Origin of the sequence: Thermus caldilimi (genome assembly GCF_004684245.1) — a bacterium.
Taxonomy (GTDB): domain Bacteria; phylum Deinococcota; class Deinococci; order Deinococcales; family Thermaceae; genus Thermus; species Thermus caldilimi.
The window spans coordinates 222,832-245,804 of the sequence record NZ_CP038452.1 but is presented as its reverse complement, the minus strand read 5'-3'; the positions used below and the strand labels follow the sequence as shown (position 1 = coordinate 245,804).

23 protein-coding genes and 1 pseudogene are annotated in these 22,973 nt (G+C 63.1%); 18 read left to right on the top strand and 6 right to left on the bottom strand.

Annotated elements, in window-relative coordinates:
• Window positions 1-27 precede the first annotated feature (27 nt).
• From EBI04_RS01200 to EBI04_RS01155, 10 genes are read left to right on the top strand one after another with little or no spacing between them, the layout of a single operon-like run.
• Window positions 28-1,035, top strand: coding sequence for a 3-oxoacyl-ACP synthase (locus tag EBI04_RS01200; RefSeq protein ID WP_135255699.1), 1,008 nt, complete (start codon window positions 28-30; stop codon window positions 1,033-1,035).
• Complete coding sequence (locus EBI04_RS01195; RefSeq protein ID WP_135255698.1) at window positions 1,028-2,506, top strand: class I adenylate-forming enzyme family protein; 1,479 nt, start codon at window positions 1,028-1,030, stop codon at window positions 2,504-2,506. The genes EBI04_RS01200 and EBI04_RS01195 overlap by 8 nt, the downstream gene beginning before the upstream one ends.
• Complete coding sequence (locus tag EBI04_RS01190) at window positions 2,493-3,266, top strand: alpha/beta fold hydrolase (protein ID WP_135255697.1); 774 nt, start codon at window positions 2,493-2,495, stop codon at window positions 3,264-3,266. Before EBI04_RS01195 ends, EBI04_RS01190 begins: the two co-directional genes overlap by 14 nt.
• Window positions 3,259-4,008: an alpha/beta fold hydrolase gene (locus EBI04_RS01185; protein WP_135255696.1), complete on the top strand. Its 750-nt coding sequence runs from the start codon at window positions 3,259-3,261 to the stop codon at window positions 4,006-4,008. Before EBI04_RS01190 ends, EBI04_RS01185 begins: the two co-directional genes overlap by 8 nt.
• Complete coding sequence (locus EBI04_RS01180) at window positions 3,986-4,411, top strand: MaoC family dehydratase (protein ID WP_135255695.1); 426 nt, start codon at window positions 3,986-3,988, stop codon at window positions 4,409-4,411. Before EBI04_RS01185 ends, EBI04_RS01180 begins: the two co-directional genes overlap by 23 nt.
• A gap of 16 nt (window positions 4,412-4,427) precedes the next feature.
• Window positions 4,428-5,603 (top strand): ABC transporter substrate-binding protein, encoded by a 1,176-nt coding sequence (locus EBI04_RS01175; protein ID WP_135255694.1) that lies wholly within the window; start codon window positions 4,428-4,430, stop codon window positions 5,601-5,603.
• Window positions 5,604-5,621: 18 nt separating this feature from the next.
• Window positions 5,622-6,479, top strand: coding sequence for a branched-chain amino acid ABC transporter permease (locus EBI04_RS01170; protein ID WP_135255693.1), 858 nt, complete (start codon window positions 5,622-5,624; stop codon window positions 6,477-6,479).
• Complete coding sequence (locus tag EBI04_RS01165) at window positions 6,476-7,393, top strand: branched-chain amino acid ABC transporter permease (RefSeq protein ID WP_135255692.1); 918 nt, start codon at window positions 6,476-6,478, stop codon at window positions 7,391-7,393. Before EBI04_RS01170 ends, EBI04_RS01165 begins: the two co-directional genes overlap by 4 nt.
• Entirely contained in the window at window positions 7,386-8,111 is a 726-nt protein-coding gene (locus EBI04_RS01160; RefSeq protein WP_135255691.1) for an ABC transporter ATP-binding protein, read from the top strand. The genes EBI04_RS01165 and EBI04_RS01160 overlap by 8 nt, the downstream gene beginning before the upstream one ends.
• Window positions 8,108-8,812, top strand: a complete 705-nt coding sequence (locus EBI04_RS01155; RefSeq protein ID WP_135255690.1) for an ABC transporter ATP-binding protein — start codon at window positions 8,108-8,110, stop codon at window positions 8,810-8,812. The genes EBI04_RS01160 and EBI04_RS01155 overlap by 4 nt, the downstream gene beginning before the upstream one ends.
• An 11-nt stretch (window positions 8,813-8,823) precedes the next feature.
• Here EBI04_RS01155 and EBI04_RS01150 read toward each other — a convergent pair whose 3' ends face one another.
• Entirely contained in the window at window positions 8,824-9,810 is a 987-nt protein-coding gene (locus tag EBI04_RS01150; protein WP_135255689.1) for a PucR family transcriptional regulator, read from the bottom strand.
• A 162-nt stretch (window positions 9,811-9,972) separates the two neighbouring features.
• Here EBI04_RS01150 and EBI04_RS01145 point away from each other — a divergent pair.
• The 8 genes and pseudogenes from EBI04_RS01145 to EBI04_RS01110 all read left to right on the top strand — a co-directional run bounded on the left by EBI04_RS01145 (window position 9,973) and on the right by EBI04_RS01110 (window position 17,739).
• Window positions 9,973-11,396, top strand: a pseudogene (locus tag EBI04_RS01145) (CoA-acylating methylmalonate-semialdehyde dehydrogenase).
• Window positions 11,397-11,524: 128 nt separating this feature from the next.
• Window positions 11,525-12,490 (top strand): zinc-binding dehydrogenase, encoded by a 966-nt coding sequence (locus tag EBI04_RS01140; protein ID WP_240695337.1) that lies wholly within the window; start codon window positions 11,525-11,527, stop codon window positions 12,488-12,490.
• Window positions 12,491-12,493: 3 nt separating this feature from the next.
• A complete protein-coding gene (locus EBI04_RS01135; protein ID WP_135255687.1) occupies window positions 12,494-13,720 on the top strand; it encodes an ABC transporter substrate-binding protein in 1,227 nt (408 codons plus the stop codon).
• A gap of 1 nt (window position 13,721) precedes the next feature.
• Complete coding sequence (locus EBI04_RS01130) at window positions 13,722-14,594, top strand: branched-chain amino acid ABC transporter permease (protein ID WP_135255686.1); 873 nt, start codon at window positions 13,722-13,724, stop codon at window positions 14,592-14,594.
• Window positions 14,591-15,520 carry a branched-chain amino acid ABC transporter permease gene (locus EBI04_RS01125; protein ID WP_135255685.1) on the top strand — a complete coding sequence of 310 codons (930 nt, stop codon included), beginning with the start codon at window positions 14,591-14,593 and terminating at the stop codon, window positions 15,518-15,520. The genes EBI04_RS01130 and EBI04_RS01125 overlap by 4 nt, the downstream gene beginning before the upstream one ends.
• Window positions 15,517-16,272, top strand: a complete 756-nt coding sequence (locus tag EBI04_RS01120; protein WP_206202049.1) for an ABC transporter ATP-binding protein — start codon at window positions 15,517-15,519, stop codon at window positions 16,270-16,272. Before EBI04_RS01125 ends, EBI04_RS01120 begins: the two co-directional genes overlap by 4 nt.
• Window positions 16,269-16,997, top strand: a complete 729-nt coding sequence (locus EBI04_RS01115) for an ABC transporter ATP-binding protein (protein ID WP_135255683.1) — start codon at window positions 16,269-16,271, stop codon at window positions 16,995-16,997. Before EBI04_RS01120 ends, EBI04_RS01115 begins: the two co-directional genes overlap by 4 nt.
• A complete protein-coding gene (locus tag EBI04_RS01110; protein ID WP_135255682.1) occupies window positions 16,987-17,739 on the top strand; it encodes a 3-hydroxybutyrate dehydrogenase in 753 nt (250 codons plus the stop codon). The genes EBI04_RS01115 and EBI04_RS01110 overlap by 11 nt, the downstream gene beginning before the upstream one ends.
• Here EBI04_RS01110 and EBI04_RS01105 read toward each other — a convergent pair.
• The 5 genes from EBI04_RS01105 to EBI04_RS01085 form a co-directional block, all read right to left on the bottom strand.
• Window positions 17,736-18,560: a CoA transferase gene (locus EBI04_RS01105; protein WP_135257829.1), complete on the bottom strand. Its 825-nt coding sequence runs from the start codon at window positions 18,558-18,560 to the stop codon at window positions 17,736-17,738. The genes EBI04_RS01110 and EBI04_RS01105 overlap by 4 nt on opposite strands.
• 126 nt (window positions 18,561-18,686) lie before the next feature.
• Window positions 18,687-19,823: an IS607 family element RNA-guided endonuclease TnpB gene (gene tnpB / locus EBI04_RS01100; RefSeq protein ID WP_135255681.1), complete on the bottom strand. Its 1,137-nt coding sequence runs from the start codon at window positions 19,821-19,823 to the stop codon at window positions 18,687-18,689.
• A gap of 111 nt (window positions 19,824-19,934) precedes the next feature.
• Entirely contained in the window at window positions 19,935-20,666 is a 732-nt protein-coding gene (locus EBI04_RS01095; protein WP_135255680.1) for a 3-hydroxyacyl-CoA dehydrogenase, read from the bottom strand.
• A gap of 9 nt (window positions 20,667-20,675) precedes the next feature.
• Window positions 20,676-21,830 carry a thiolase family protein gene (locus tag EBI04_RS01090; protein ID WP_135255679.1) on the bottom strand — a complete coding sequence of 385 codons (1,155 nt, stop codon included), beginning with the start codon at window positions 21,828-21,830 and terminating at the stop codon, window positions 20,676-20,678.
• Window positions 21,815-22,933 (bottom strand): acyl-CoA dehydrogenase family protein, encoded by a 1,119-nt coding sequence (locus tag EBI04_RS01085; protein WP_135255678.1) that lies wholly within the window; start codon window positions 22,931-22,933, stop codon window positions 21,815-21,817. Before EBI04_RS01085 ends, EBI04_RS01090 begins: the two co-directional genes overlap by 16 nt.
• Window positions 22,934-22,973: the final 40 nt, after the last annotated feature.

Sequence of the window (22,973 nt, the reverse complement as noted above, 5' to 3'; positions counted from 1 at the left end):
AACACCCTACCCCTAACCTGGGGGTAGATGGTCGTGCACAGCCTTGGGGTCTATCTGCCGGAGGGCCGTGTGGGCGCTGAGGAGATCGCCCTTTGGGCCCAACTGCCCGTGGAAGTGGTGCGGGAAAAGCTGGGCATCCTGGAAAAACCCGTACCGGGACCCAAGGACCACCCTGCCGACATGGCGCTGTGGGCTGCCCAGGCCGCCTTGAGTGTGGCAGGCGTACCCGGGGAAGCGGTGGACTGGGTGATTTCCATCGTGGAGGAATATAAGGATTACCCCGTCTGGACCACAGCCCCTTACCTGGCCCTGGGCCTGGGGGCCTCGAGGGCCAAGGGGCTAGACCTCAACCAGAAGTGCGCCTCCCTCATGGGGGCCTTGGAAGTGGCCCGGGGGCTTTTCGCCACCCGTAAGGAGGCGCAGGTGGTCCTGGTGGCGGGGGGCTACCGCAACGGGGACCTGGTGGACTACCTGGATCCCCACACCCGCTTCCTCTACGACCTGGCCGCAGGGGGTGGTGCCATGATCCTCACCCGGGACGGGCCAGGGCTTAGGCTTTTGGGCCTCGCCCACCGCATGGACCCAACCCTGGCCCTGGCGGTCAAGGTGCCCGTGGGCGGCACCCGTAACCCGTTCACCCCGGGCAACCTGTCGGCGTTCCGCCTCCGCGTGGAGGACCCCGAAGCCATGAAACAGCGGTTGGACGCCACCTCTATTTCCACCTTCCTGGAAGTAATACGAGAAGCCCTGGCAGAAGCAGGCTATATCGAGGCCGATCTGGATTACCTGGCCCTTCTCCACATGAAGCGCTCAGCCCACCGGGCGGTGCTGGAGGGCCTGGGGCTAAGGGAGGAGCAATCCATCTACCTGGAGCGCTTTGGCCACCTGGGCCAGCTGGACCCCATCCTCTCCCTAAAGCTGGCCTGGGAAAGGGGGCTTTTGCGGGAGGGAAGCCTGGTGGCGCTGGCCGCGGCGGGCGTGGGCTATTTCTACGGGGCCGCGGTCTTGCGCCTGGAAGGGGGGCTTTATGCTTGAGCCCAACTGGCTGGGATGCCTTGCCGCCTACCATCCAAGGCGCCAGGCGGTCTGGTTCCGTGGGGCATGGCTGACCTACGCCGAGCTTTACCAAAGGGCGCAAAGGGCCGCCGGAACCCTCCGGGACCTGGGGGTGGGTAAGGGGGACCGGGTGGGCCTTCTCGCCTGGAACCACCCGGCGTACCTGGACCTCCTCTTCGCCGGTCCCCTCCTCGGGCACATCCTTACTCCCTTCAACCACCGCCTCAGCCTTCCCGAGCTCCAGGCCCTTTACGCCTATACCGAGCCCCGAGCGCTCTTCTATGGGGAGGGTCTCCAGGAAATCGCCCAGGCCTTGGATCCTAAGGCCCTGCCCCTCGAGGTCCTCCTCGAGGGGGCGGAAATAGAGGAAACCGCCCGGGTAGGGCTGGAAGACCCCGCCCTCCTCCTCTTCACCGGAGGCACCACCGGCCTGCCCAAAGGGGCCCTCCTTCCCTACCGCCAGCTCCTGGTTAACGCCGTCCAGACCGCCTTTTCTTGGGGACTCTCCCGGGAAGATCGGTACATCGTGGCCACCCCCATGTTCCACGCCGCCCTGAACGCCCTGGCCACTCCCCTCCTCTACCTGGGCGGGAGCGTGGTCATCCAGGAGCGTTTCCGGCCCGAGGAGTACCTGGACCTCGCCCTGACCCACCGCCCCACCCTCCTCTTCCTGGTACCCACCATGTTCCAGATGCTCTTGGAAACCCCGGGCTTCCTCGAGGCCGATCTTTCCTTCGTGCGCTTCGCCATCTCCGGCGGGGCTCCTTGTCCGGCCCCGGTCCGAGAAGCCTTTCGCAGGAAGGGCGTCCGCTTCAAGCAGGGGTACGGCCTCACCGAATGTGGGGTGAACTGCTTCACCCTGGAGCTGGAGGAAGCGGAGGCGCATCCCGAAAGCGTGGGCCGGCCCATGCCCCACCTGAAGGCCCGGCTGGTGCGGGAGGATGGGCAGGAGGCCAAGGCAGGGGAAACCGGAGAACTTTGGCTTTCGGGGAGCGCGGTCATGAAGGGGTACTTCCGCCGCCCCGAGGAGAACGCCAAGGTCTTCGCCTACGACGGGGAGAGGCTCTGGCTCAGGACCGGGGACCTGGCCTTTCAGGATGAGGGGGGGCGTTTCTACATCGTGGGGCGCAGGAAGGAGATGTTCATCTCCGGGGGGGAGAACGTCTACCCCGTGGAGGTGGAGCGGGCCTTATACGACCACCCGGCGGTGCGGGAGGCAGCGGTGGTGGGCGTGCCGGACCCCAGGTGGGGCGAGGTGGGGGTGGCCTTCGTGGCCCTTAGGGAACCCCTGGAGGCGGAAGCCCTCCGCGCCTTTCTCCGGCAGCGGCTGGCCGGATACAAGGTGCCGAAACACATCGTCCTCTTGCCGGAACTTCCCAAGTCCGGGCCCGGGAAGGTGCAGAAGGAGGTTCTGAAAAGGATGTGGGAGGCGGAACATGGCCAAGCTTAGGTACCGCGTGGAGGGAGAGGGGCCAAAGGTGGTGCTCCTCAACGGGCTCTTCCAACGCCTGGAAAGCTGGGACCCCGTGGTGCCCCTCCTTGGGGGCTACACCCTCCTCCGCTACGACATGCGAGGCCAGGGGGAAAGCCAGGCCCCCCAGGGCCCCTACACCCCAAAGGCGCACGCTCAAGATCTTCTTGCCCTCTTGCAGGAGCTGGGCTGGGAGGAGGCCTCCTTGGTCGGCCTTTCCAACGGGGGCATCGTGGCCCTGCAGGCCGCCCTCATGGCTCCTACACGCTTCCGGAGCCTGGTCCTCTGCTGCACCACCCCTTACCTGGACCCCGCCCTAAGGGCCAAGGTGGGCAGCTGGCTGCACGCCCTGAAGGCCGGAGGCACCCCCTTGCGCCTAAGGGTAGCCCTACCCTGGATCTATGGGGGGGGCTTCCTCAACACCCATCCCGAGCTCCTCACGGAGGAGGGCCTAGCCTCCCTCATCGCCCAGGCCCCGGACGAGAAGGCTCAGGAAAGGCTACTTTTGGGGTTTCTCAGCCTCGAGGACCTCAGGCCCCGCCTTCACAGCCTGGCCCTGCCCGCCCTGGTCCTCTACGGGAAGAAGGACCTGCTCTTCCCCAAGCCCTACGCCCAGGCCCTGGCCGAGGCCCTGGGAGCGGAGCTTCAAGCCCTGCCCACAGGCCACGCAGCCCCCCTGGAGGACCCCTTGGCCTTCGCCCAAGCCGTGGGGAAGTTTCTGGAGGAAATCCATGCTTAGCCACCTGGAAAGCGGAAAGGGAGTCCCCGTGGTGCTGGTCCACGGAAACTTTGCCTGCAAGGAGTGGTGGTGGGAGGTTTTGCAGAACCCTCCCGAGGGGACCTGGCTTTTGGCCCCCGACCTCCCTGGTTTCGGGGAAAGCCAGGCACCCCGGGATTTCACCCCTTCCATCCCCGCCTACGCCCAGGCCCTAAGGGCCTTCCTCCAGGAAAAGGATGCGGAAGAAGCCATCCTGGTGGGCCACTCCCTGGGGGGTGCGGTGGTGATGGAAGCGGCGGGCGAGAAGACCCGGGGACTCGTCCTCATCAACCCCGCCCCGCCCTCGGGGTTGCAAACCCCTGAGGCCTACTACCCCATCCTGGAAGGCTACCGGTACAACCGGGAGGCCCTGGCCCAGGCCCTGGCGGCCATGGCCCCCACCCACAGGCCCCCCTGGTTTCCTGAGCTGGTGGAGAAGGCGCAGGGGATGCACCCCGCCCACTTCCAGGGCAACGCCCGGGCCCTGGCGGCCTGGCGGCTGGAAAGGATCTATCCCGGGCCAGTCCTGGTGGTCTACGGCACCCTGGACCCCCTCATCACCCGGGTTATGGCGGCGGAAACCGCAGCCTTCTTCCCCAGGGGGAGGCTTCTCGCCCTCGAGGGGGTGGGCCACTCGGTGAACCTGGAAAGCCCGGCACTCTTGAAAGACATTCTGAAGGACTTTGTAAAGGAGGTGTACGGTGAGGTTCAAGGTAGGGGATAAGGCCAGTTACACTCAGACCATCTCCGAGGCCCACGTGGCCCTCTTCGTGGGGGCGGTGGGGGACACCAACCCCCTGCACGTGGACGAAGCCTATGCCAAAGGAAGCCGCTTCGGCAAACGCATCGCCCAGGGCATCCTGGTGGCGGGCCTCATCTCCACGATAATCGGCACGAAACTGCCGGGCACCGGGGCCATCTACCTCTCCCAGACCCTGCACTTCCTTAAACCCACCTACCTGGGGGACACCATCACCGCCACCGCCATCGTCAAGGCGGTGCGGGAGAGGGAGAAGGGCGGCCTGGTCCTCACCCTGGATACCCTCTGCGAAAACCAGCAGGGGGAGAGGGTTATCGAGGGTGAGGCGGTGGTGCTCTACGAGGAACCTACGGGCGCAAGGCCCTAGGGAAAGGAGGTACGGGATGGGAAAGGTGTTGGGATTTCTGGCTCTCGTGACAGGTCTGGCCTTTGCCCAGACCTCCCTGAAGGTGGGGGTCATCCTCCCCCTCTCCGGGGCTTCGGCGGTTTCGGGTAAGGCGGCGCTGAACGGCATCCAGCTGGCTGCCGACGAGGTGAACACCGCCGGCAAGGTCCGGTTGGAGCTGGTGGTGGTGGACGACGGCACCGATGCGGCCAAAGCTGTCCCTGCCTTCACCAAGCTCATGACCGTGGACAAGGTGGACATCGTGATCGGAGGCCTGGCTAGCGGCGTCACCTTTGCCCTTTCCGGCCCCGTGAAGCAGTACGGGCCCCTCTTCTTGGCCATCGGGGCCGCCAGCTCCGTGGTGGAGCAGGCCTTCGAGGGGTACCCCCTCCTCTTCCACTACCACCCCTGGGACTACCACAACGTGGCCGCCGCCCTGCAGTTCTTCCAGTACCTAAACCGGGAGCACGGGGCCAAGAAGGTAGCCATCCTTTACGAGGACGGACCCTTCGGCTCTGCGGGCATCGGGGTCTACAAACAGCAGCTGGAAAAACTGGGCTACCAGGTCCAGGCGGAACCCTTCAAGGCGGGAAGCGGCCAGTTCACCGCCATCCTCACCCGCTTCCGGGCCTTCGCCCCGGACATCCTCTATTGGATCGGGTACGACGTGGATGCCTTGCCCATCGCCACCCAGGCAAGGCAGGTGGGCTTGAGGCCCAAGCTCATCTACGGCGCCCCGCCCTCTTGGCCCATCGGTTTCGAGAAGAACCCGCTTTCCAACGACATCGCCGGCATGACCGCCTGGTTGCCCACGGTGGCCAACCCCGAGTCCCGTCGCTTCGTGGAGGCCTACCGCAAGAAGTATGGGGAGGTCACGGAGGAATACATGGCCCCCATGGGCTACACCATTGTCAAGAGCCTGGCCCTGGCGGTGGAAAAGGCAGGTAGCACCGACAAGAACCGCATCGCCGAGGCCCTAGCCAGCCTCAAGATGAACACCCCCTTCGGCCCTCTATCCTTTAAGCCCTCGGACACGGGCCACACCAAGTACCAGGGGTTTGGTCCGGAGATCTGGTTCCAGTTCCAGTACCTGCAGGGAAGCCGCCGGCCCGTGTTCCCCAAGGAAGTGGCCACAAGGCCCTTGCGTTATCCCGGGGAGTACTACCTCAGATAAGGAGTTGGCGGGAAGACCATGGAGCTCCTGCTGCAAACCCTCCTGAACGGCCTCCTCATGAGCGGGATCTACGCCTTGGTGGCCACGGGATTAGCCCTCTCCTTGGGGGTGGTGGGGATCGTTAACTTCGCCCACGGGGAGTTTTTGATGATAGGGGCCTTCCTCTCCTACCTCCTCTTCGCCTTCTGGGGGGTAGACCCCCTCCTCTCCTTGGGCCTCGCCTTCCTGGCTGCCTTTTTGGTGGGAGGCCTGGCCTACCAGGGCCTGATCCGGCCGGTGCTAAAGGCCCCGGAACTCAACCAGATGCTCCTCACCTTCGGGCTGGCCATCCTCCTGCAAAACCTAGCCCTCCTCCTTTTCGGTGCCGACACCCGGGTGGTGGCCCCGCCCTACCAAGCGACCACCCTCTCCCTGGGCCCCTTCTTCCTGGGAGCCGTACCCTTGGGGGCCTTTTTGCTCTCCCTCGCCCTCCTCTTGTTGCTCCAGGTCTTCCTCACCCGAAGCCGGCTAGGCCTGGCCATGCGGGCCGTGGCCCAAAACCGCCTGGCCCCCGGGCTTCTGGGGATCGAGGCGGAAAGGGTCTACCTCCTGGCCTTCGGCCTGGCCGCTGCCCTGGCTGGAGTAGCCGGGGTGATGCTATCGGTGATGCTGTACGCCAGCCCCACCGTGGGCTTCGCCTTTACCCTCAAATCCTTCGCCATCGTGGCCCTGGCCGGGCTTGGCAACCTCAAGGGGGTGGTGCCCGCCAGCTTTGTTCTGGCCCTGGCCGAGGCCTTGGTGAGCACCTATCTACCGGGAGGCGGAGGGCTCGTGGAGGCGGTCTTCTTTTTGGTGCTCTTCCTCGCCCTGGTGGGCCGGGCATGGAGGAATGCATGAAGGGTTTCAGTCAGCTCCCTTGGATCCTCCTCTTCCTCCTCCTCTTTGCCCTGCTGCCTTTTCTCCCCTTGGGGGTCTGGCGAGCCTTTCTCCTGGACGTGGGTTTTTTCGTCCTCCTCTTTACCGCCTTGGCCCTCTCCTGGGACCTGGTGGCCCGCACCGGCCAGCTTTCCTTGGCCCACGGAGCCTTCTTCGGTCTAGGGGCGTATGGGGCAGGGCTCTTGGCTCCCCAGGTGGGCACGCTCCCCGCCCTTTGCCTGGGAGCCCTGGCAGCGGGGGCCGGGGCCCTGGTCCTGGGGTGGGTAACCTTGCGCCTCCACGGCCTGTACTTCGCCATCGCTAGCCTGGCCTTCAGCGAGGTGCTGCGCACCCTTGCGTTGAAGTTGCCCTTTACCGGAGGACCCATCGGCCTTCCTGTGCCGCCCCCTTTTGCGGGAACCTGGCCTTTGGCCGCTTACTACCTGAGCTTTGGCGTCCTCCTTCTGGCCACGGCCTTAAGCCTCTGGGCGGAAAAGGGCCCATTCCGCCTCGCCCAAGCCGCCACCCGGCAATCGGAGGCGGTGGCCCGGGTTTTGGGGGTGCGGGTGGTCCGGGTGAAGCTGTGGTCCCTCCTCTTGGGCAGTCTGGTGGCCGGCCTGGCCGGAGGGGTCTACGGGATGAAGACCCTGTTTCTCTCCCCCTACGACGCCTTCAGCTTGGGAAGGGCTGTGGAAGCCCTGGTTATCCCCATCTTCGGGGGCCTTTACACCACCTTGGGACCCCTAGTGGGGGGCGTGGCCTTGGTAGGCCTCGAGCAGGCCCTTAGGCTTTGGATCAAGGAGGGATACCTGGTGGTCTACGGGGCCATTCTCATCCTGGTCATCCTCTTCCTGCCCCGCGGCCTGGTGGGCGTTTTGGGGAGGCGCCGTGGGTAAGGTTCTGGAAGTCATAAGGGTGAGCAAACGCTTCCTGGGGCTACAGGCCCTTAAGGAGGTGAGCCTTCACCTGGAAGAAGGGGAGATCCTGGCGGTCATCGGCCCCAATGGAGCCGGAAAAAGCACCCTCTTGAACCTTCTTTCAGGCCTACTAAGGCCCGACTCGGGCCGGATCCTATTCCAAGGGCAGGACATCACCCATCTCCCTCCGGAAGCCCGCACCCACCTGGGCCTCGGACGGGCCTTCCAGATCGTGCAACCCCTCCCCGAGCTCACCGTGCGGGAGAACCTGTTGGTGGGGGCGCGCTTTGGCAAACCCAAGGTGCGGAAGAAGGAGGCGGAGGCCTGGGTGGAGGAGGTGCTGCGCCTCACGGGATTGAAGGCACGGGCGGAGGCTTTGGCCGGAGATCTTACCCTTCTGGAGGACAAACGGCTAGAGCTGGCCCGGGCCCTGGCCACCCGGCCCAAGGTGCTCCTCCTGGATGAGGTCATGGCCGGTTTGCGCCCCAAGGAAGCCGAAGAAGCCGTGGCCCTGGTGCAGCGGATCCGCGACGCCGGGGTCAGCATCCTGTTCATCGAACATCTCATGCCCGTGGTGCGCGCTTTGGCCGACCGGGTGGTGGTTCTGGACTACGGCGAGGTGATCGCCGAGGGAACCTACGAGAAGGTAGCGCAGGACCAGAGGGTACGAGAGGCCTACCTGGGGAGGGGAGCATGAAGTTCAGGGTGGAGGGCCTGGAAACCGGCTACGGCAAGGCCCAGGTGCTCTTCGGGGTGGACCTCGAGGTGCGCGAAGGGGAACTGGTGGCCCTCCTAGGAGCCAATGGGGCGGGCAAGACCACCTTGCTCCGGACCATTTCCGGCCTGATCCGCCCCTGGCGGGGCAGGATCCTCTGGGATGGGCGGGACCTCGCGGGTCTTTCCTCCGCCAAAAGAGCCAGGCTGGGGCTCGGCCACGTGCCCGAGGGCAGGCAGCTCTTTCCCCTGATGACCGTGGAGGAAAACCTCCGCCTGGGAGCAGCCTTCTTGGCCCCTGGCCGGGAAAAAGAGGGTTTTGAACGGGTCTACGCCCTCTTTCCCCGGCTTGCAGAGCGCAGGAGGCAACTCACCGGCACCCTCTCCGGCGGGGAACAACAGATGCTGGCCATCGCCCGGGCCCTTATGGGCTTCCCGAGAATCCTTCTGGTAGACGAACCCTCCTTAGGCCTGGCACCCCGGCTGGCCGAGGAGGTCCTCCTTACCCTTAAGCGGGTGGCGGAGGAAGGGGTGGGAGTGTTGCTAGTGGAGCAGAACGTGGCACTTTCCCTAGAGGTAGCCGCCAGGGCCTATGTGATGGAGCACGGCCGCATCGTGCTCCAGGGTACCGCCCCCGCGGTCCTCGAGGACCCCAGGGTAAGAGAAGCCTATCTGAGCCTTTAGAAGCCGGCAGGCTACGAACCATTCCCCAGCGCACGATAGAGGTAGAGGGCCATGCTTACGAGGCATAAATCCTCCACCCGGCTTAGGCAAAGGCCCGTCAGCTCCTCAGCCCGGCGGAGCCGATAAAGAACCGTGTTGGAATGGAGCCCCAAGCAGTGGGCTGCTCTCTTCAGGGAGAACCCGGACTGCAGATAAGCCTCCAAGGTAGCCAAAAGCTCCGGGTGGGATTTAAGGGGAGCCAGGAGCCCTAAGAGCCGATCCCTTCCCTTAGAGGAATCCAGGGCGATGGCCAAAGGCCACAGGAAGCGGGTGGGGTAAAGCCCCGGGGGTAGGTGCAGATGCTTTCCAAGAACCAGGGCTTCCTCCAAACCCGCCCTGGTTTTTAGGGCATCCGTCCCTTCCTCCACCCAAAGCACAGCCCCGCACTGCCGGGCTAGGCCCTTAAGCTCCCACTCCACCTCGGATAGCGTTGCCGCCAGGAAGAGAAGGGTGCCAAAGGGGCTCTGTTCGTAGAACATCGCCTCAGGAGGGGAGCTCAAGTGGCGTGGGGCTAAGGCCATGGCCCCGGCATCGGCAAACCCCACCCCGACCCCCACCAGCGGTCCGCGGGGAAGCCTCCCCTCAAGGGCCTGATGATAGCCCCGGGCCGAGGCCTCGCTAACCCGGTCCAAGAGCTCCAGCACACGAGGAGCTAGCTCCGCCACACGGCTTGGCATGGAGGCCTTTAAGGCCTCGATGGTATCCCTTGCCCATATACGATAAGCCCGGAGCAGGGCCGGGAGGGAGACCCCCTGGCTCCACCGGCGCTGGCCCACCGCTAGGGCCAGGTTGTCCACCTCACCACCTTCCTCGAGTGCCCGCAAGTACTCAAAGGAAACCACGGCTACATCCCGCTCGAGGACGCGTGTGTCTAGCCGGGCATAGTCAGGAATCTCCCGGGCATAGTGCCAGGCCATGGTCTCAGCCCAAGACCAAAAGGTCCGCTGAAGAGCACCCATGCCTTCCCCTCCTCGGCGTTTCCCTAGTATAGCAAGGGTCGGCACCTTGGGATCTAGCACAAAATCCCAGGGCCTCGCTTGGGGGGGATCACAGTGGACAGCCGGGAACGGCACCTCTACACTTAGACGCAGAGCCAAAGGAGTTAACGCCCAGGAGGAAGGATGGTCAAGAATCTGATCGGTGCTGAGTGGCGCGAGGTTTCCCGCCCCACCCTGCCCGTCTACAACCCGGCCACGGGGGAGGTGATCGAGGAGGTACCCCTCTCGGGGAAAGAGGAGGTGGACCAGGCGGTGGCCGCGGCCAAGAGGGCCTTTGAGGTCTGGAGTCGGACTCCCCTCATGGAGCGGGTCCGCCTCATGTTCCGCTTCAAGGAGCTTTTGGAGAAGCACTTCGAGGACCTGGCCCGCCTGGTGACCCTGCACCACGGCAAGACCCTGGAGGAGGCCAGGGGTGAGGTCCGCCGGGGCATCGAGGTGGTGGACTTCGCCTGCGGCGCCCCCACCCTCCTCCAAGGGCGCACCCTCAGGGAGGTCACGGGCGGGGTGGACCAAAACCTCTTCCACTACCCCCTGGGGTCGTGGCCGGCATCCCCCCCTTCAACTTCCCCGTCATGATCCCCCTTTGGATGTTCCCCATCGCGGTGGTAGCGGGGAACACCTTCGTCCTCAAGCCCTCGGAGAGAACCCCCTTGGGGGCGGTGCGCCTGGCGGAGCTCTTCCTGGAGGCGGGCTTTCCCGAGGGGGTCCTCAACCTGGTCCACGGGAGCCAGGAGGCGGCGGAGGCCCTGGTGAGCCACCCCGAGGTGCGGGCGGTGCAGTTCGTGGGCTCCGAGCCCGTGGCCCGCAGGGTTTACCGGCTGGCCGCGGAGCACGGCAAAAGGGTCTCGGCCGCCGGGGGGGCCAAGAACCACCTGGTGGTCATGCCCGACGCCAACCTGGACCAGGCCGTCCCCGCCATCCTCAACTCCGCCTTCGGCAACGCCGGGGAACGGTGCCTGGCGGGGAGCGTGGCCGTGGGGGTGGGGGGCATTGGCCCTGAGCTCTTGGAGAGAATCGTGGAGAGCGCCCGCAGGCTCAGGGTGGGCCCGGGCTGGGAGGAGGGGGTGCAAGTGGGGCCTTTGATCCGGGAGGAGCACCGGAAACGGGTGGTGGGTTACATCCAGAGGGGCCTGGAGGAGGGGGCCGGCCTGGCCCTGGACGGAAGGGGGATCGAGGGGAAGGGCTTTTTCCTAGGACCCACCGTCTTGGACCGGGTTTCCCCCCGGATGGCCGTGGGCCGGGAGGAAATCTTCGGTCCTGTGCTCTCGGTCTCCTATGCGGATACCTTGGAGGAGGCCATCGCCCAGGCCAACGCCGTGCCCTACGGCAACATGGCCACCCTCTTCACCCAAAGCGGCCGGGCGGCCCGGGAGTTCCGGGAGAGGGTGCAGGCGGGGATGGTGGGGATCAACGTGGGCGTGGCCCAGCCCTTCGCCTTCTACCCCTTTTCCGGCTGGCGGAACTCCTTCTTCGGTGACCTCCACCCTCATGGCCCTGATGCCTTCCTCTTCTACACCCAAAGGAAGGTGGTGGTGGAAAGGTGGTGATGCGGGCTGCGGTTTTAGAGCGGGTGGGGGAACCCTTAAGGGTAGAGGAGGTACCCGTTCCGGAACCTAAAGTCGGGGAGGTGCTGGTCCGGGTCGCGGCTTGTGGAGTGTGCCATACAGATCTCCATGTGATTAAAGGAGAGGTGGCCTTCCCCACCCCTTGCGTGCTAGGGCACGAGATCTCGGGCACCGTGGATGCCTTGGGTCCAGGGGTTGAAGGTCTGAGGGTAGGCGAGAGGGTGGTGGCCAGCTTCATCATGCCCTGCGGGCGGTGCTACTACTGCCTTAGAGGAGAAGAAGACCTATGCGAACGCTTCTTCAGCTATAACCGCCTGAAAGGGGTTCTATACGACGGCACCACTCGACTTTTCCGTAAGGATGGAAGTCCCCTATGGATGTACTCCATGGGGGGCTTGGCAGAGTATGCGGTGGTTCCGGCCACGGATGTTTTTCCCCTGCCTGAAGGGATCACCCTTGAGGCAGCAGCCATTCTAGGGTGCGCCCTTTTCACCGCTTACGGTGCGGTGAAGACCGCTGGCCTCGAGGGAGGGGAGTCGGTGGCTGTGGTAGCTACCGGTGGAGTGGGTCTAGGAATCGTCCAGATTGCCCGGGCGTTTGGCGCTTATCCAGTGGTGGCGATTGACCTGCGTCCCGAAAAACTGAGTAAGGCCATGGCCCTTGGCGCTACCCACGCCTTCGTCCCAGCGGAAGCCCCTCAAGCCATTCAAGACCTGACGGACGGGCGAGGAGTGGACGTAGCCTTCGAGGCCCTAGGGAGACCGGAAACCTTCCGTTTGGCCCTAAGCCTCCTCCGGGATGGGGGAAGGATGGTACCCGTGGGCATCGCCCCTCAAGGCGTCGAGGCTGGGGTAGAAATCACCCGCCTGGTCCGGCGCAAGCTCAGGATCCTGGGTTCCTACGGGGCCAAACCCCGTAGGGATATGCCCACCCTTCTCCGGTTAGCGCAGACCGGGGTTGTAAAGGCGGGTGCAGAGGTGACCGATCGCTTCTCCTTGGAAGAAGCCGACCTGGCCTACCAACGTCTGAACAAAGGGGCGATCCTGGGCCGGGCGGTGGTGATAACAGGAGGTTAAAGTATGTTGAAGTACAAGCTTACGCGTAGAGGGGTTCTGAAGTTAGGTTTAGGTTCCGCCTTCTTAACCTTTAATAGCCAAGGACAAGGACGGGAAGCTATTCGCATCGGCCTTGTCGATCCCTTTTCTGGCGTGTACGCCGCCTTGGGTCGGAATGAACTTGAGGGGGCCCGCATGGCGGTAGATGACGTTAACGTGAGGGGTGGGGTCCTAGGTAGGCCCTTAGAGCTCTTGGCCGAAGATTCGGCTGCCAAAACCGACGTAGGGGTACAGAAGCTAAGAAAGCTGGTAGAGCGGGACAGAATCCAGTTCTCCTTGGGAGAAGTATCCAGCGGAGTGTCCCTAGCACTGAGCCAGACCGCCGCCGAATATAAGATGCTCCACATTGTTACTGGAGGACACGCTGACGACATTACAGGCCGAAGCTGCCGCTGGAACACCTTTCGTATTCCCACAAGTGCCTCCATGGAAGCCAACGCCATTGGTCGGCTTTTGGCCGAACGCTTTGGGAAAAACTGGTATATTATCACTCCCGACTACGCCTACGGCTGGTCGTTGCAGGAGAGCTTCACTAAAGTGTTAGAGCGGTTGGGTGGCAAGGTACTTGGAGCCGATCGGTTACCCTTGGGTACCGTAGACTATTCCGCCGTTCTCCTCAAAGCAGCTAGGGCCAAGCCTGACGTTCTTCTCGTGTTCCAAGCAGGCGATGATGCGGTAGCGATTCTCAAACAGATCGCCCAGTTCGGCCTGGACAAACAGATGGCTGTCGCTGGAGGGCTACAGGAATGGGAGAATATTGTGGCCCTGCCTAAAGAAGCGCGAATAGGCTGGTGGACTTTCGAGTGGTACTGGATCCAGCCCAACGTCCCTGAAGTCAGAACCTTCGTAGACCGGTACCGCAAGCGCTACCGGAAAGTACCTACTGCAAGAAGCTGGTTCGGATACGCTGCTATATGGAGCCTAGCCTTAGCCATTAACAAGGCTAAGACTCTGGAGGCCATTAAGGTAGCTCAGGCCATGGAGGGCCTGGAGTTGCCCCGCAGCATAGCCCTTCAGCCGGGGCGAGTCTACTACCGAAAAGAGGATCACCAACTGCTGACTGGGGTCTTCGTGGGATATGTGCGTCAAGGTCAAGATCCCGATGACATATTTGAGGTGGTACGAGTAGTGCCAGGAGAAGAGGCTGCACCCCCTGTCCAGGAAACGGGTTGCCGTATTGTCTATCCTTAGTATGGATCTACTTTTAATACAACTTCTCAATGGCCTGGTAAGCGGGGCTTTTTATGCCCTCCTAGCCCTAGGCCTGGCCTTAATCCTCTCTTTGACCCGCATCATCAACCTAGCCCATGGAGCCTTCCTGGTAGTAGGAGCTTACATAGGCTATGTACTTTCTGGGCTAGTGGGGTTCTACTGGTCCTTACTCCTAGCCCCAATCAGCCTTGCCCTCCTAGCGGTCATCCTTGAGATGGGTATTTTGCGCCCCCTATACGGCCGCGACCCCTTAGAGAGCCTTCTTCTCACCTTTGGGTTAGCCTTGGCTCTCGAGGAAGCGGTGCGCGTCCTCTTCGGCCCCGTAGCGGTACCCTTCCGGATTCCAGAGGGCTTAGGAAGCCCTTTATTCCCAGGGAGCAGCCTTTTCTTCCTCACGCGCTATCGGATCTTGGTTCTAATCGTCGCATTAGTAGCTGGGCTAGGAGTATACCTGCTTCTGCGCTTCACTCGTCTGGGTCTTTATCTCCGCGCAGGAGCCCAAGACCGGGAAATCCTCAACGCACTTGGCACGGACGTAAGACGTCTGTACACTTTGGCCTTTGCCCTTGGAGCCTTTTTGGCTGGTCTAGCTGGGGTTCTGGCCGCTGGCCAGCTGGGCCTTTCGCCCACCATGGGAACGAGTCTGCTCATGCCTAGCTTCGTAGCCCTAATTTTGGGTGGGGTAGGAAGCCTGGGGGGCAGCTACCTTGGAGGCCTGCTGGTGGGCATGGCCACTGGTCTAGCCGGAAACTTCTTGGCCCTAGCCAGCGAGCTGTCCATCTACATCATATTAGCTCTCGTGCTCTTGTTGCGTCCTAGAGGGCTTTTTGGACAGGAGGGGTTTTTCGAATGAAAACCTGGTTCATCCTCTTGGCTGTACTCCTTCCCTTACCCTGGATACTCCAGGCTATAGGCAGTTACGCGGCCATCGCAAGCTATATCCTCATATGGGGCCTCGCTGCTATAGGTCTCAATCTCCTCATGGGGTATACTGGTCAATTATCCTTCGGGCACGCCGCCTTCCTAGGCCTTGGAGCTTATGGGGCAGGCCTCACCCTGAAACATCTTTTCCCGAGCACGCCGCTAGCCGTAACCTGTGGCTTTCTCCTAGCTGGTATTGCGGCTGCCCTAATGGGCCTACTTATCACTCGGCTAAGGGGGATTTACTTCGCTACCTTCACCATCGCTTTTAGTCAATTCTTCTACTTTATAGCTTTTCAATGGAACGATCTCACCGGGGGAGATGATGGTTTAAGGGGGTTTGCCCGACAACCCCTGCACTTTCCAAGCTTCACCCTGGATCTCTCCAGCAGCGAGGCCTACTATTACTTTGTCCTCCCCATCTTCCTCCTATCAAGCTTCTTGCTTTGGCAGCTAGTGCATTCCCCGCTAGGTCGTTCCTTTTTGGCTCTAAGAGAGAATTCGCTTCGTGCGCGATTCCTTGGCCTAAGGCCGGAACGTTATCTCTGGATATCATTCACGATATCAGGAAGCATAGTGGGTATCGCAGGAGCCCTGCTTGCCCTCCAAATCAACTTCGCCCAACCTAGCTTCTTCCATTGGACCACTTCTGGAACCCTGGTAATGATGACCTTTCTTGGGGGCAGGTGGCACTTTTTCGGCCCCTTAATTGGTGCGGCCCTCTACGTGCTCCTTGAGGAACTTCTTAGCTCCTACACACAGGAATGGATGCTATTCATCGGAATCCTCTTCATCCTAGTCGTCCTATTCTTTCCCGGTGGGATCGCTGGCCTTGCAACCAAGAGGAGGTCAACGTGAGGCCCATCCTGAGAGCAGAAGGTCTAAGCAAGGCCTTTGGCCGCTTACTAGCAGTATCAGGGGTGAAACTGGAAGTGGCAGCGGGCAGCATCCACGCCATCATTGGTCCCAACGGTGCGGGAAAGTCAACGCTCTTCGACCTGCTCTCCGGGGCCAAAAGGCCTGATAGTGGGAGGGTTTACTTCATGGACAAGGAAATCACCCACATCGCCGTTGAGGAACGAATTCGCTTAGGCCTTTCCCGCACCTTTCAGGTACCCCAGGTCTTTACCAATTTGATGGTAAGGGAGAACCTAATCATTGCCTTGGAGGCAGCCCACAGCCTCTCCTCTTACCCCTGGTCCCGGAAATCCCGTTTTCTGGAAGAGGAAGCATCCGCTCTCCTAGAACGTCTAGGTCTGGAAGAACAGGCCAGCCGTCTTGTGGGAGAGTTAGCCCATGGGGACCAGCGCCTGGTGGAAATTGGCTTGGCTCTTTGTTTGCGTCCTAAACTTCTTCTCCTCGACGAACCTACAGCGGGGATGAGCGATGCCGAAACCTGGCGCACGGTACAAACGCTTAAAAGCCTTCACCGTGAGGAAGGACTCACCCTCCTCTTCATTGAGCATGACATGGCCGTGGTCTTTGGTATTGCCGATCGGGTCACCGTGCTTCACCTAGGAGAGGTTCTTGCAGAGGGGACCCCCGATGAAATTACCAAGGACGAAAAGGTTCAAGCGGCTTACCTGGGGGAGGAGGTGATGGCGGGGTGAATGCCCTGCAACTGGATAGGGTCAACGCCTTTTACGGCAAAAGCCATATCCTGCACTCGGTTTCCTTACAAGTCAAAGCAGGAACGCTTGTTGCCCTCCTTGGACGAAATGGGGCTGGAAAAACCACCACCATCCGTACAATTCTGGGTCTCATCCCTCCAAGGAAGGAGGGTCAAGTTTTTCTCTTTGGACAGGACATCACCCACGCACCGCCCCACCAGATTGCCATGCTGGGCGTGGGCTATGTGCCTGAGGGGCGGAGGGCATTCCCCAACCTTAGCGTGGAGGAGAACCTGCGCATCACTTTGGGTAAGCGCCCCGGACCCTTTGACCTCAACCGTATATACCAGCTCTTCCCTAGGCTCCAAGAAAGGCGGCATCACTCTGGACGCCAGTTATCCGGAGGAGAACAGCAGATGCTAGCCATCGCCAGAGCTTTGCTCCTAAACCCCCACCTCCTGATCCTAGACGAGCCCTCCCAAGGCCTCGCGCCACTTGTGGTTCGCTTGGTTGGGGAAACTTTGCAAAAGCTTAAGGGAGAAGGGGTTTCCATACTTCTAGCAGAACAAAATGCCCGCTTGGCCCTCGAGCTGGCCGACTGGGTCTACATCCTGGACGACGGTCGGATAGTCCATTCGGGCCCTGCCATGGAACTCCGCCATGACCCCGAGCGGATCCGGGCCTTAACCGGTGTAAAGGAGGGGTCTAACTACCGTGAACTTTAAAGAGTATACGATTCTGATCACCGGCGCAGCAAGCGGCATCGGCCTAGCCCTGGCCCGGGCCTTCGCCCGGGAAGGCGCCAAGGTGCTGGTGCACGACCTTAAAGATGCCTCCGCTTTGGCGGAAGAGCTCGGAGGAATTTTTCTCCAAGCAGACTTGACAAACCCCCAAGCGGTAGAGGAGCTGGGAAGAGAAGCCGCCCAGTATGGCGTGGACATCCTGGTAAACAATGCAGGCTTCCAGCACGTCGACCCCGTGGAAAACTTTCCCCTGGAAACCTGGCAAAGGATGATCCAGGTGATGCTTACCGCCCCCTTCCAGCTCATAAAGGCCCTACTCCCCGGGATGAAGGCGAAGGGCTGGGGGCGGATCCTCAACATCGCCAGCATCCACGGCCTGGTGGCCAGTCCCTATAAGTCCGCCTACATCTCTGCCAAGCACGGCCTCTTGGGCCTCACCAAGACCGTGGCCCTCGAGGCGGGTCCTTTTGGCATCACCGTAAACGCCATCGCCCCCGCCTACGTGCGCACCCCCTTGGTGGAGAACCAGATCGCCGACCAGGCCCGCACCCTGGGGATCCCGGAGGCGGAGGTGGTGGAGAAGGTCTTCCTGGCGCAAGCGGCGGTGAAGCGCCTCATCGAGCCCGAGGAGGTGGCGGAACTAGCCCTCTTCCTGGCCTCGGAGAAGGCCTCGGCCATCACCGGCGCCGTCTTCCCCATCGACCTGGGCTGGACCGCCCGCTAGCCCCGCACCGCCCGTAGGGGAATCCCCTTCTCCTTGGCCCAGGCTTCCCATTCCTGGGCGGTTTTCCCTTGGAAGAAGGTCAGGAGCCGCTCGTAAGGCGGAAGGCCAGGCTTAGCCGGGCTGAAAGCCGAGGAAAGAAGTTCCATAAGGCCCGCCTCCTCGCAAAACCGGGCCCAAAAGTGGGGCTCCAACGCCGCTAGGGCCACCTCCCCCTCCCGGGTGGGGTAAATCCCATAGCACAGGACAGAGCCATCCAGGAAGGGAATGGGGGGATAGGCCATGGCCTTCACCGCCTCGGAGAGAGCCACCTCGTACACCCCACCTCCAAGAAGCAGCCCCTTCAAGGCCACCAGGACCAGGGCATAGGCCCCGGCCAAGTCGGCGAACTGGAAGGACCTCCAGGGAAAGCGCCCGAGAAGCCCCGCCTCCGCCAGGTAGGTGAGGTCGTGGCCGGGGTCTGGGGCATCCGGATAGCCCCGAAGCCGGGCATAGACCAGGTGAGGGTTGATCCCAAGGAGCAGCTCAGGCCCGAGGCCCAGCCGCTCCATGACCCCGGGGCGGTTGGCCTCGAGGAGGATGGCGGCCTCGGGAACCAAGGCCAGGAAACGTTCCCGATCCTCCCCCCTCTTCAGGTTCAGGGTCAGGATCTCCTTTTTCCCGTTCAAAAAGCGGTAGGCCTCCGGGGCCCAGTCCCTGAGGGGATCCCCTCGAGGGGGCTCCACCTTGAGAACGGGAAAGCCCAGATCCGCAAGGAACTTTCCCGCCAAGGGCCCGGGAAGAAGCCGGGTGAGATCCAGAACCGTTCCGCATCCCATCATCATCCATCTCACCCAGACGAAGGGATGCTTCCTGCTTCCCCGACCCATGGCTCGTAGACCGCCCGAGAGGGCGTTCCGCCGCCAGAGGGATCTCCACAGGCGTTACTTCCCGAGGGTCAGCCCGTAGGGCTATCTTGGCCTCCCGGTAGGGCCCGTAAGGTGGGCCAGACCATAGGCACGCAGGTTCAGGGCCGCATTCCAGTCCCGGTCCATCTCCAGGCCGCATGCGGGACAGCGGTAGACCCGGACGTGAAGGGGCATCTTGGGGGCCAGGTATCCGCAGGAGGAGCAGAGGCGGGTGGAGGGGAAGTCCCTGGGGGCCACGATGACCTGGCTCCCATACCATTTGGCCTTGTACTCCAGCATCCGCCGGAAGGAGCCCCAGCCCGCATCGGCCACGGACCTGGAGAGGCGGCTTCGCATCAGGGCTTTCGCACTCAGATCCTCCAGCACCAGGACCGGCTTGGTTCTCGCCAGTCCGGTGCTGAGCTTGTGCAGGAAGTCCTTGCGGATGTTGGCGATCCGCCGGTGCAGGCGGGCCAGGGCTAGGGAAGCTTTCCTGTGGTTATTTGAGCCCTTCTGCTTGCGAGAGAGCTTCTTGCTGAGCCTTTTGAGCCGCTTCTCCAGCTTCCCCAGGGGTTTGGGGGCCTCAAAGCGGGTTCCGTCGGAGAGGACGGCGAAGGCATTCAGGCCCAGGTCCACCCCCACGGGCTCCCCCTCCTTTGGCTCGGGGTCGGGCCGTTCCACCTCGCAGGCGAGGCTCACATACCAGCGATCGGCTTCCCGAGAGAGGGTAGCCGACCGGATGCGAGCCTTCCCCGCCTCCAGGAGCCGGAGAAGCTTATCCGTGGGCTCCTTGCTCCGCACCTGGCCGATGCGGGGGAGCTGGATGTGCTGGGGGTGGACCCGTATGGCCCCGGTGAGCCGGGCACCGTTGTCGGGGGTGAGCTTTTTCCGCTTGAAGCGGGGCTTTCTGGCCCTCCCAGCCCTCCACCCCTTCACGGCCCGCTCCAGGTCCCGGAAGGCCTCCTGGGGGGCGCACTTGGAAACCTCTTGCCACCAGGGGGCGTTTTCCCGTTTCCATTCGTTCCAGGCCCTGTGGAGGTCTACGGAGGTGGGGATCTTCCTCCCCTCTTCCAAAGCCTTGAAGACCCGCTCCAGGCCCCAGTTGTAGGCGAAGCGGGCCGCCCCCACGTGCTGGGCCAGGGCCCTTCGCTGGGTGGCGTTGGGGTCTAGCTCGAAGCGGAAGGCCTGGATGACCCACATGGGCTATTCCCCCTGGCCCATTCTAGAGGATGGGGAGAAATGACCCGCTTCAGGTGTCGCTTTGCCCGTGGCTGTAATGGATGACAATAAAGGAAACGACTGCTGTCAACCCTACCTGGGGGCCATGCGCAAGGCGCCATCCAGGCGGATCACCTCCCCGTTCAGCATGGGGTTTTCCAGGATGTGGAGGACCAATAGGGCGTACTCCTCCGGCCGGCCCAGGCGCCTGGGAAAGGGCACCTGTTCGGCCAACGAGGCCTTGGCCTTTTCAGGGAGCCCTTGAAGGAGGGGGGTATCGAAGAGGCCCGGGGCGATGGTCACCACCCGGATGCCCCAGTCCGCAAGCTCCCGGGCCACGGGGAGGGTGAGGCCCACCACTCCCCCCTTGCTGGCCGCATAGGCCGCCTGGCCCACCTGGCCCTCAAAAGCCGCCACGCTGGCGGTGTTCACCACCACCCCCCGCTGCCCCTCGGCATCGGGAGGGTTCTCCCGCATGGCCCAAGCCGCGAGACGCAGGACGTTAAAGGTGCCGATAAGGTTCACCTCCACCACCTTGCGGAAGCCCTCCAGGTCGTGGGGGCCTTCGCGCCCCAGAACCTTGCAGGCCAAACCGATGCCCGCGGCATTGACCACCGCGAAAAGGGGAGCCTGGGAGGCCGCGAGCTCCACCGCCCGCCTGGCATCCTCCTCCCGAGTCACATCCCCCTCCAGGTAGCGGAGGCCCTCCTCCTCTCCCCGCTTCAGGTCCAGGACCACCACCCGGTACCCCTTCTCCCGGAGGGCCAAGGCCATAGCCCTTCCCAGCCCCGAGGCCCCACCCGTCACCAAAGCGCTTCTTTCCATGGTCCACCCCTAGATCCGTTGGATGATGGTGGCCGTGGCCTGCCCGTGGCCGATGCACATCACCTGCAGACCCAACTCCCCCCCGGTGCGCTCCAGCTCGTAAAGGAGCTTGGTCATGAGGATGGCCCCCGTAGCCCCCAAGGGGTGCCCGTGGGCGATGGCCCCGCCATTGGGGTTCACCCTTTCCGGGTCGGGGCTAAACTCCCGCAGGAAGGCCAGAACCACGCTGGCGAAGGCCTCGTTGATCTCGATCACGTCTAAGTCCTTAAGGGAAAGCCCCGCCTTCTCCAGGGCCTTTTGGGTGGCGGGAACCACCTCCAATAGTTGCAGGGTGGGATCCCCCGCCACCACCACCCGGGCAAGGAAACGGGCCCGGGGGCGAAGGCCCAAGGCCAAGGCCTTTTCCCTATCCCCCAGGAGCAGGGCCGCCGCCCCGTCGGAAACCTGGCTGGAGTTGCCCGCGGTCACCACCCCGTCCTCCCGGAAGACAGGCTTCAAGGCCAGCATCCGCTCGTAGTCCACGTCGAAACGCACCCCTTCGTCGCGGTCCAGCAGGAAGGGCCTTCCCTCCCCATCCACCCCCTCGAGGGGAAGGATCTGGCTCCGGAAGCGCCCCTCCTGGATGGCCCAGGCCGCCCGCCTATGGGAGAGATAGCTCCACTCGTCCAGCTCCTCTCGGCATAGGCCATACTTCCTGGCGATACGCTCAGCGCTTTCCCCTTGGTGAACGAGCTCGTACCGCTGGAAGAGGGCAGGATTCAAGGTATGAAAACCTCCCCCGATATCGGAGAACATGGGGGATCGGGTCATGCTCTCCACCCCACCGGCGATGACGAAGTCCAGGTCGCCGGCAGCGATGGCCTGGGCAGCGAAGTGAACCGCCTGTTGGCTGGAGCCGCACATGCGGTTTAGGCTTACCGCAGGAACCTCTTTGGGTAGGCGGGAAAGGAGGACGGCAAGCCGTCCGATGTTGGCCCCCTGCTCCCCGGTTTGGGTCACGCAACCCGTGACCACATCCCCGATGAGCCCGGGGTCGATACCGGTCCGCTCCAGGAGGGCATCCAAGACCTGGGCATAAAGGGCATCGGGCCGCCACCCCCTTAGGGCTCCATTTCTCTTGCCGATGGCGGTCCGTACCGCCTCGAGGATCACCGACTCTCCCATACCCTCCTCCTTACCACCTCCCGCAGGATGATGAGCCTTTGGATCTCGGAGGTTCCCTCATAGATCTGGAGCACCTTGGCATCGCGGTACAGCTTGGCCAAGGGATACTCCTCGCTGTAGCCGTTGCCGCCAAAGACCTGGAGGGCCTCGGATACCCCACGCACCGCGGCATCGGCGGCAAAGGCCTTGGCCGTGGCCGCCTCCAAGGCGTTCTCCTCGCCCCGTTCCGCCAGTTCGGCGGCCTTCAAGGTGAGGAGGCGGGCGGCCTCCAGGTCCATGTGCATCTCCGAAAGCTTAAACCCCACCCCCTGGTGCTCCAGAAGAGGCCTACCGAAAGCCTCCCGCATGGCAGCGTAGGCCAGGGCCTCGTCCAAGGCCCTCCGCAATAGCCCCACCGCCAAGGCCGCCACCATGGGCCGGGAGCGGTTGAACACCCGCATGGCCAGGGCAAACCCCTCCCGGGCGATCAAGCCCTCCTCGGGCACCAGTACGCCGTCCAGGTACACCTCCGCCGCCGGGGAGGCTTTCTGCCCCAGCTTGGGCAAAGGAGGCCCCACCTCCACCCCCATCCCCCGCTCTACCAGAAAGGCGGCGATCCCCTCCCGGCCCTCCGCCACCTTGGCAAAGACCACGAAAAAAGAAGCCTCCGGGGCGTGGCTGATCCAGGTTTTGCGCCCGTGGAGGCGGTATCCGCCCGGCACCCTTTCCGCCCGGGTGCGGATGGCGGCCACATCCGAGCCCGCGTGGGGCTCGGTGAGGGCGTAGGAGGCCACCTCCTCCCTGAGCCGGGGCAGAAAGCTTCGGGCGTGGGCACTTCCCGAGAGAAGAAGGGCGTCCGCCACCAGGTTGTTGAGGAGCAAGGCCGCCGCCACCCCGGTGCAAGCGTAGGCCAGTTCCTCCGCCACCAGGACCAGGCTCCTGGGCCCAAGCCCGGCCCCGCCCAGCTCCTCCGGGACCACCAGTACCGGAAAACCAAGCTCTGCCGCCTCCCGAAACAGGGGCCAGGGAAACCGGGCCTCCTGGTCCAGATGCCTGGCCTGGGGCAGGATGCGCTCCCGAGCAAAGCGCCGGGCCAGCGCCTGAACGGATTTCTCCAGGTCCACGGGAACCCCTGGCAAAAGTTTACCCGGTCCAAAACCCCGC

Coding starts and splice junctions, on each gene's coding strand:
- EBI04_RS01200 (WP_135255699.1), top strand. CDS start 28: ATGGTCGTGCACAGCCTTGGGGTCTATCTGCCGGAGGGCCGTGTGGGC.
- EBI04_RS01195 (WP_135255698.1), top strand. CDS start 1,028: ATGCTTGAGCCCAACTGGCTGGGATGCCTTGCCGCCTACCATCCAAGG.
- EBI04_RS01190 (WP_135255697.1), top strand. CDS start 2,493: ATGGCCAAGCTTAGGTACCGCGTGGAGGGAGAGGGGCCAAAGGTGGTG.
- EBI04_RS01185 (WP_135255696.1), top strand. CDS start 3,259: ATGCTTAGCCACCTGGAAAGCGGAAAGGGAGTCCCCGTGGTGCTGGTC.
- EBI04_RS01175 (WP_135255694.1), top strand. CDS start 4,428: ATGGGAAAGGTGTTGGGATTTCTGGCTCTCGTGACAGGTCTGGCCTTT.
- EBI04_RS01170 (WP_135255693.1), top strand. CDS start 5,622: ATGGAGCTCCTGCTGCAAACCCTCCTGAACGGCCTCCTCATGAGCGGG.
- EBI04_RS01165 (WP_135255692.1), top strand. CDS start 6,476: ATGAAGGGTTTCAGTCAGCTCCCTTGGATCCTCCTCTTCCTCCTCCTC.
- EBI04_RS01155 (WP_135255690.1), top strand. CDS start 8,108: ATGAAGTTCAGGGTGGAGGGCCTGGAAACCGGCTACGGCAAGGCCCAG.
- EBI04_RS01150 (WP_135255689.1), bottom strand. CDS start 9,810: ATGGGTGCTCTTCAGCGGACCTTTTGGTCTTGGGCTGAGACCATGGCC.
- EBI04_RS01135 (WP_135255687.1), top strand. CDS start 12,494: ATGTTGAAGTACAAGCTTACGCGTAGAGGGGTTCTGAAGTTAGGTTTA.
- EBI04_RS01130 (WP_135255686.1), top strand. CDS start 13,722: ATGGATCTACTTTTAATACAACTTCTCAATGGCCTGGTAAGCGGGGCT.
- EBI04_RS01125 (WP_135255685.1), top strand. CDS start 14,591: ATGAAAACCTGGTTCATCCTCTTGGCTGTACTCCTTCCCTTACCCTGG.
- EBI04_RS01105 (WP_135257829.1), bottom strand. CDS start 18,560: ATGATGATGGGATGCGGAACGGTTCTGGATCTCACCCGGCTTCTTCCC.
- tnpB (WP_135255681.1), bottom strand. CDS start 19,823: ATGTGGGTCATCCAGGCCTTCCGCTTCGAGCTAGACCCCAACGCCACC.
- EBI04_RS01095 (WP_135255680.1), bottom strand. CDS start 20,666: ATGGAAAGAAGCGCTTTGGTGACGGGTGGGGCCTCGGGGCTGGGAAGG.
- EBI04_RS01090 (WP_135255679.1), bottom strand. CDS start 21,830: ATGGGAGAGTCGGTGATCCTCGAGGCGGTACGGACCGCCATCGGCAAG.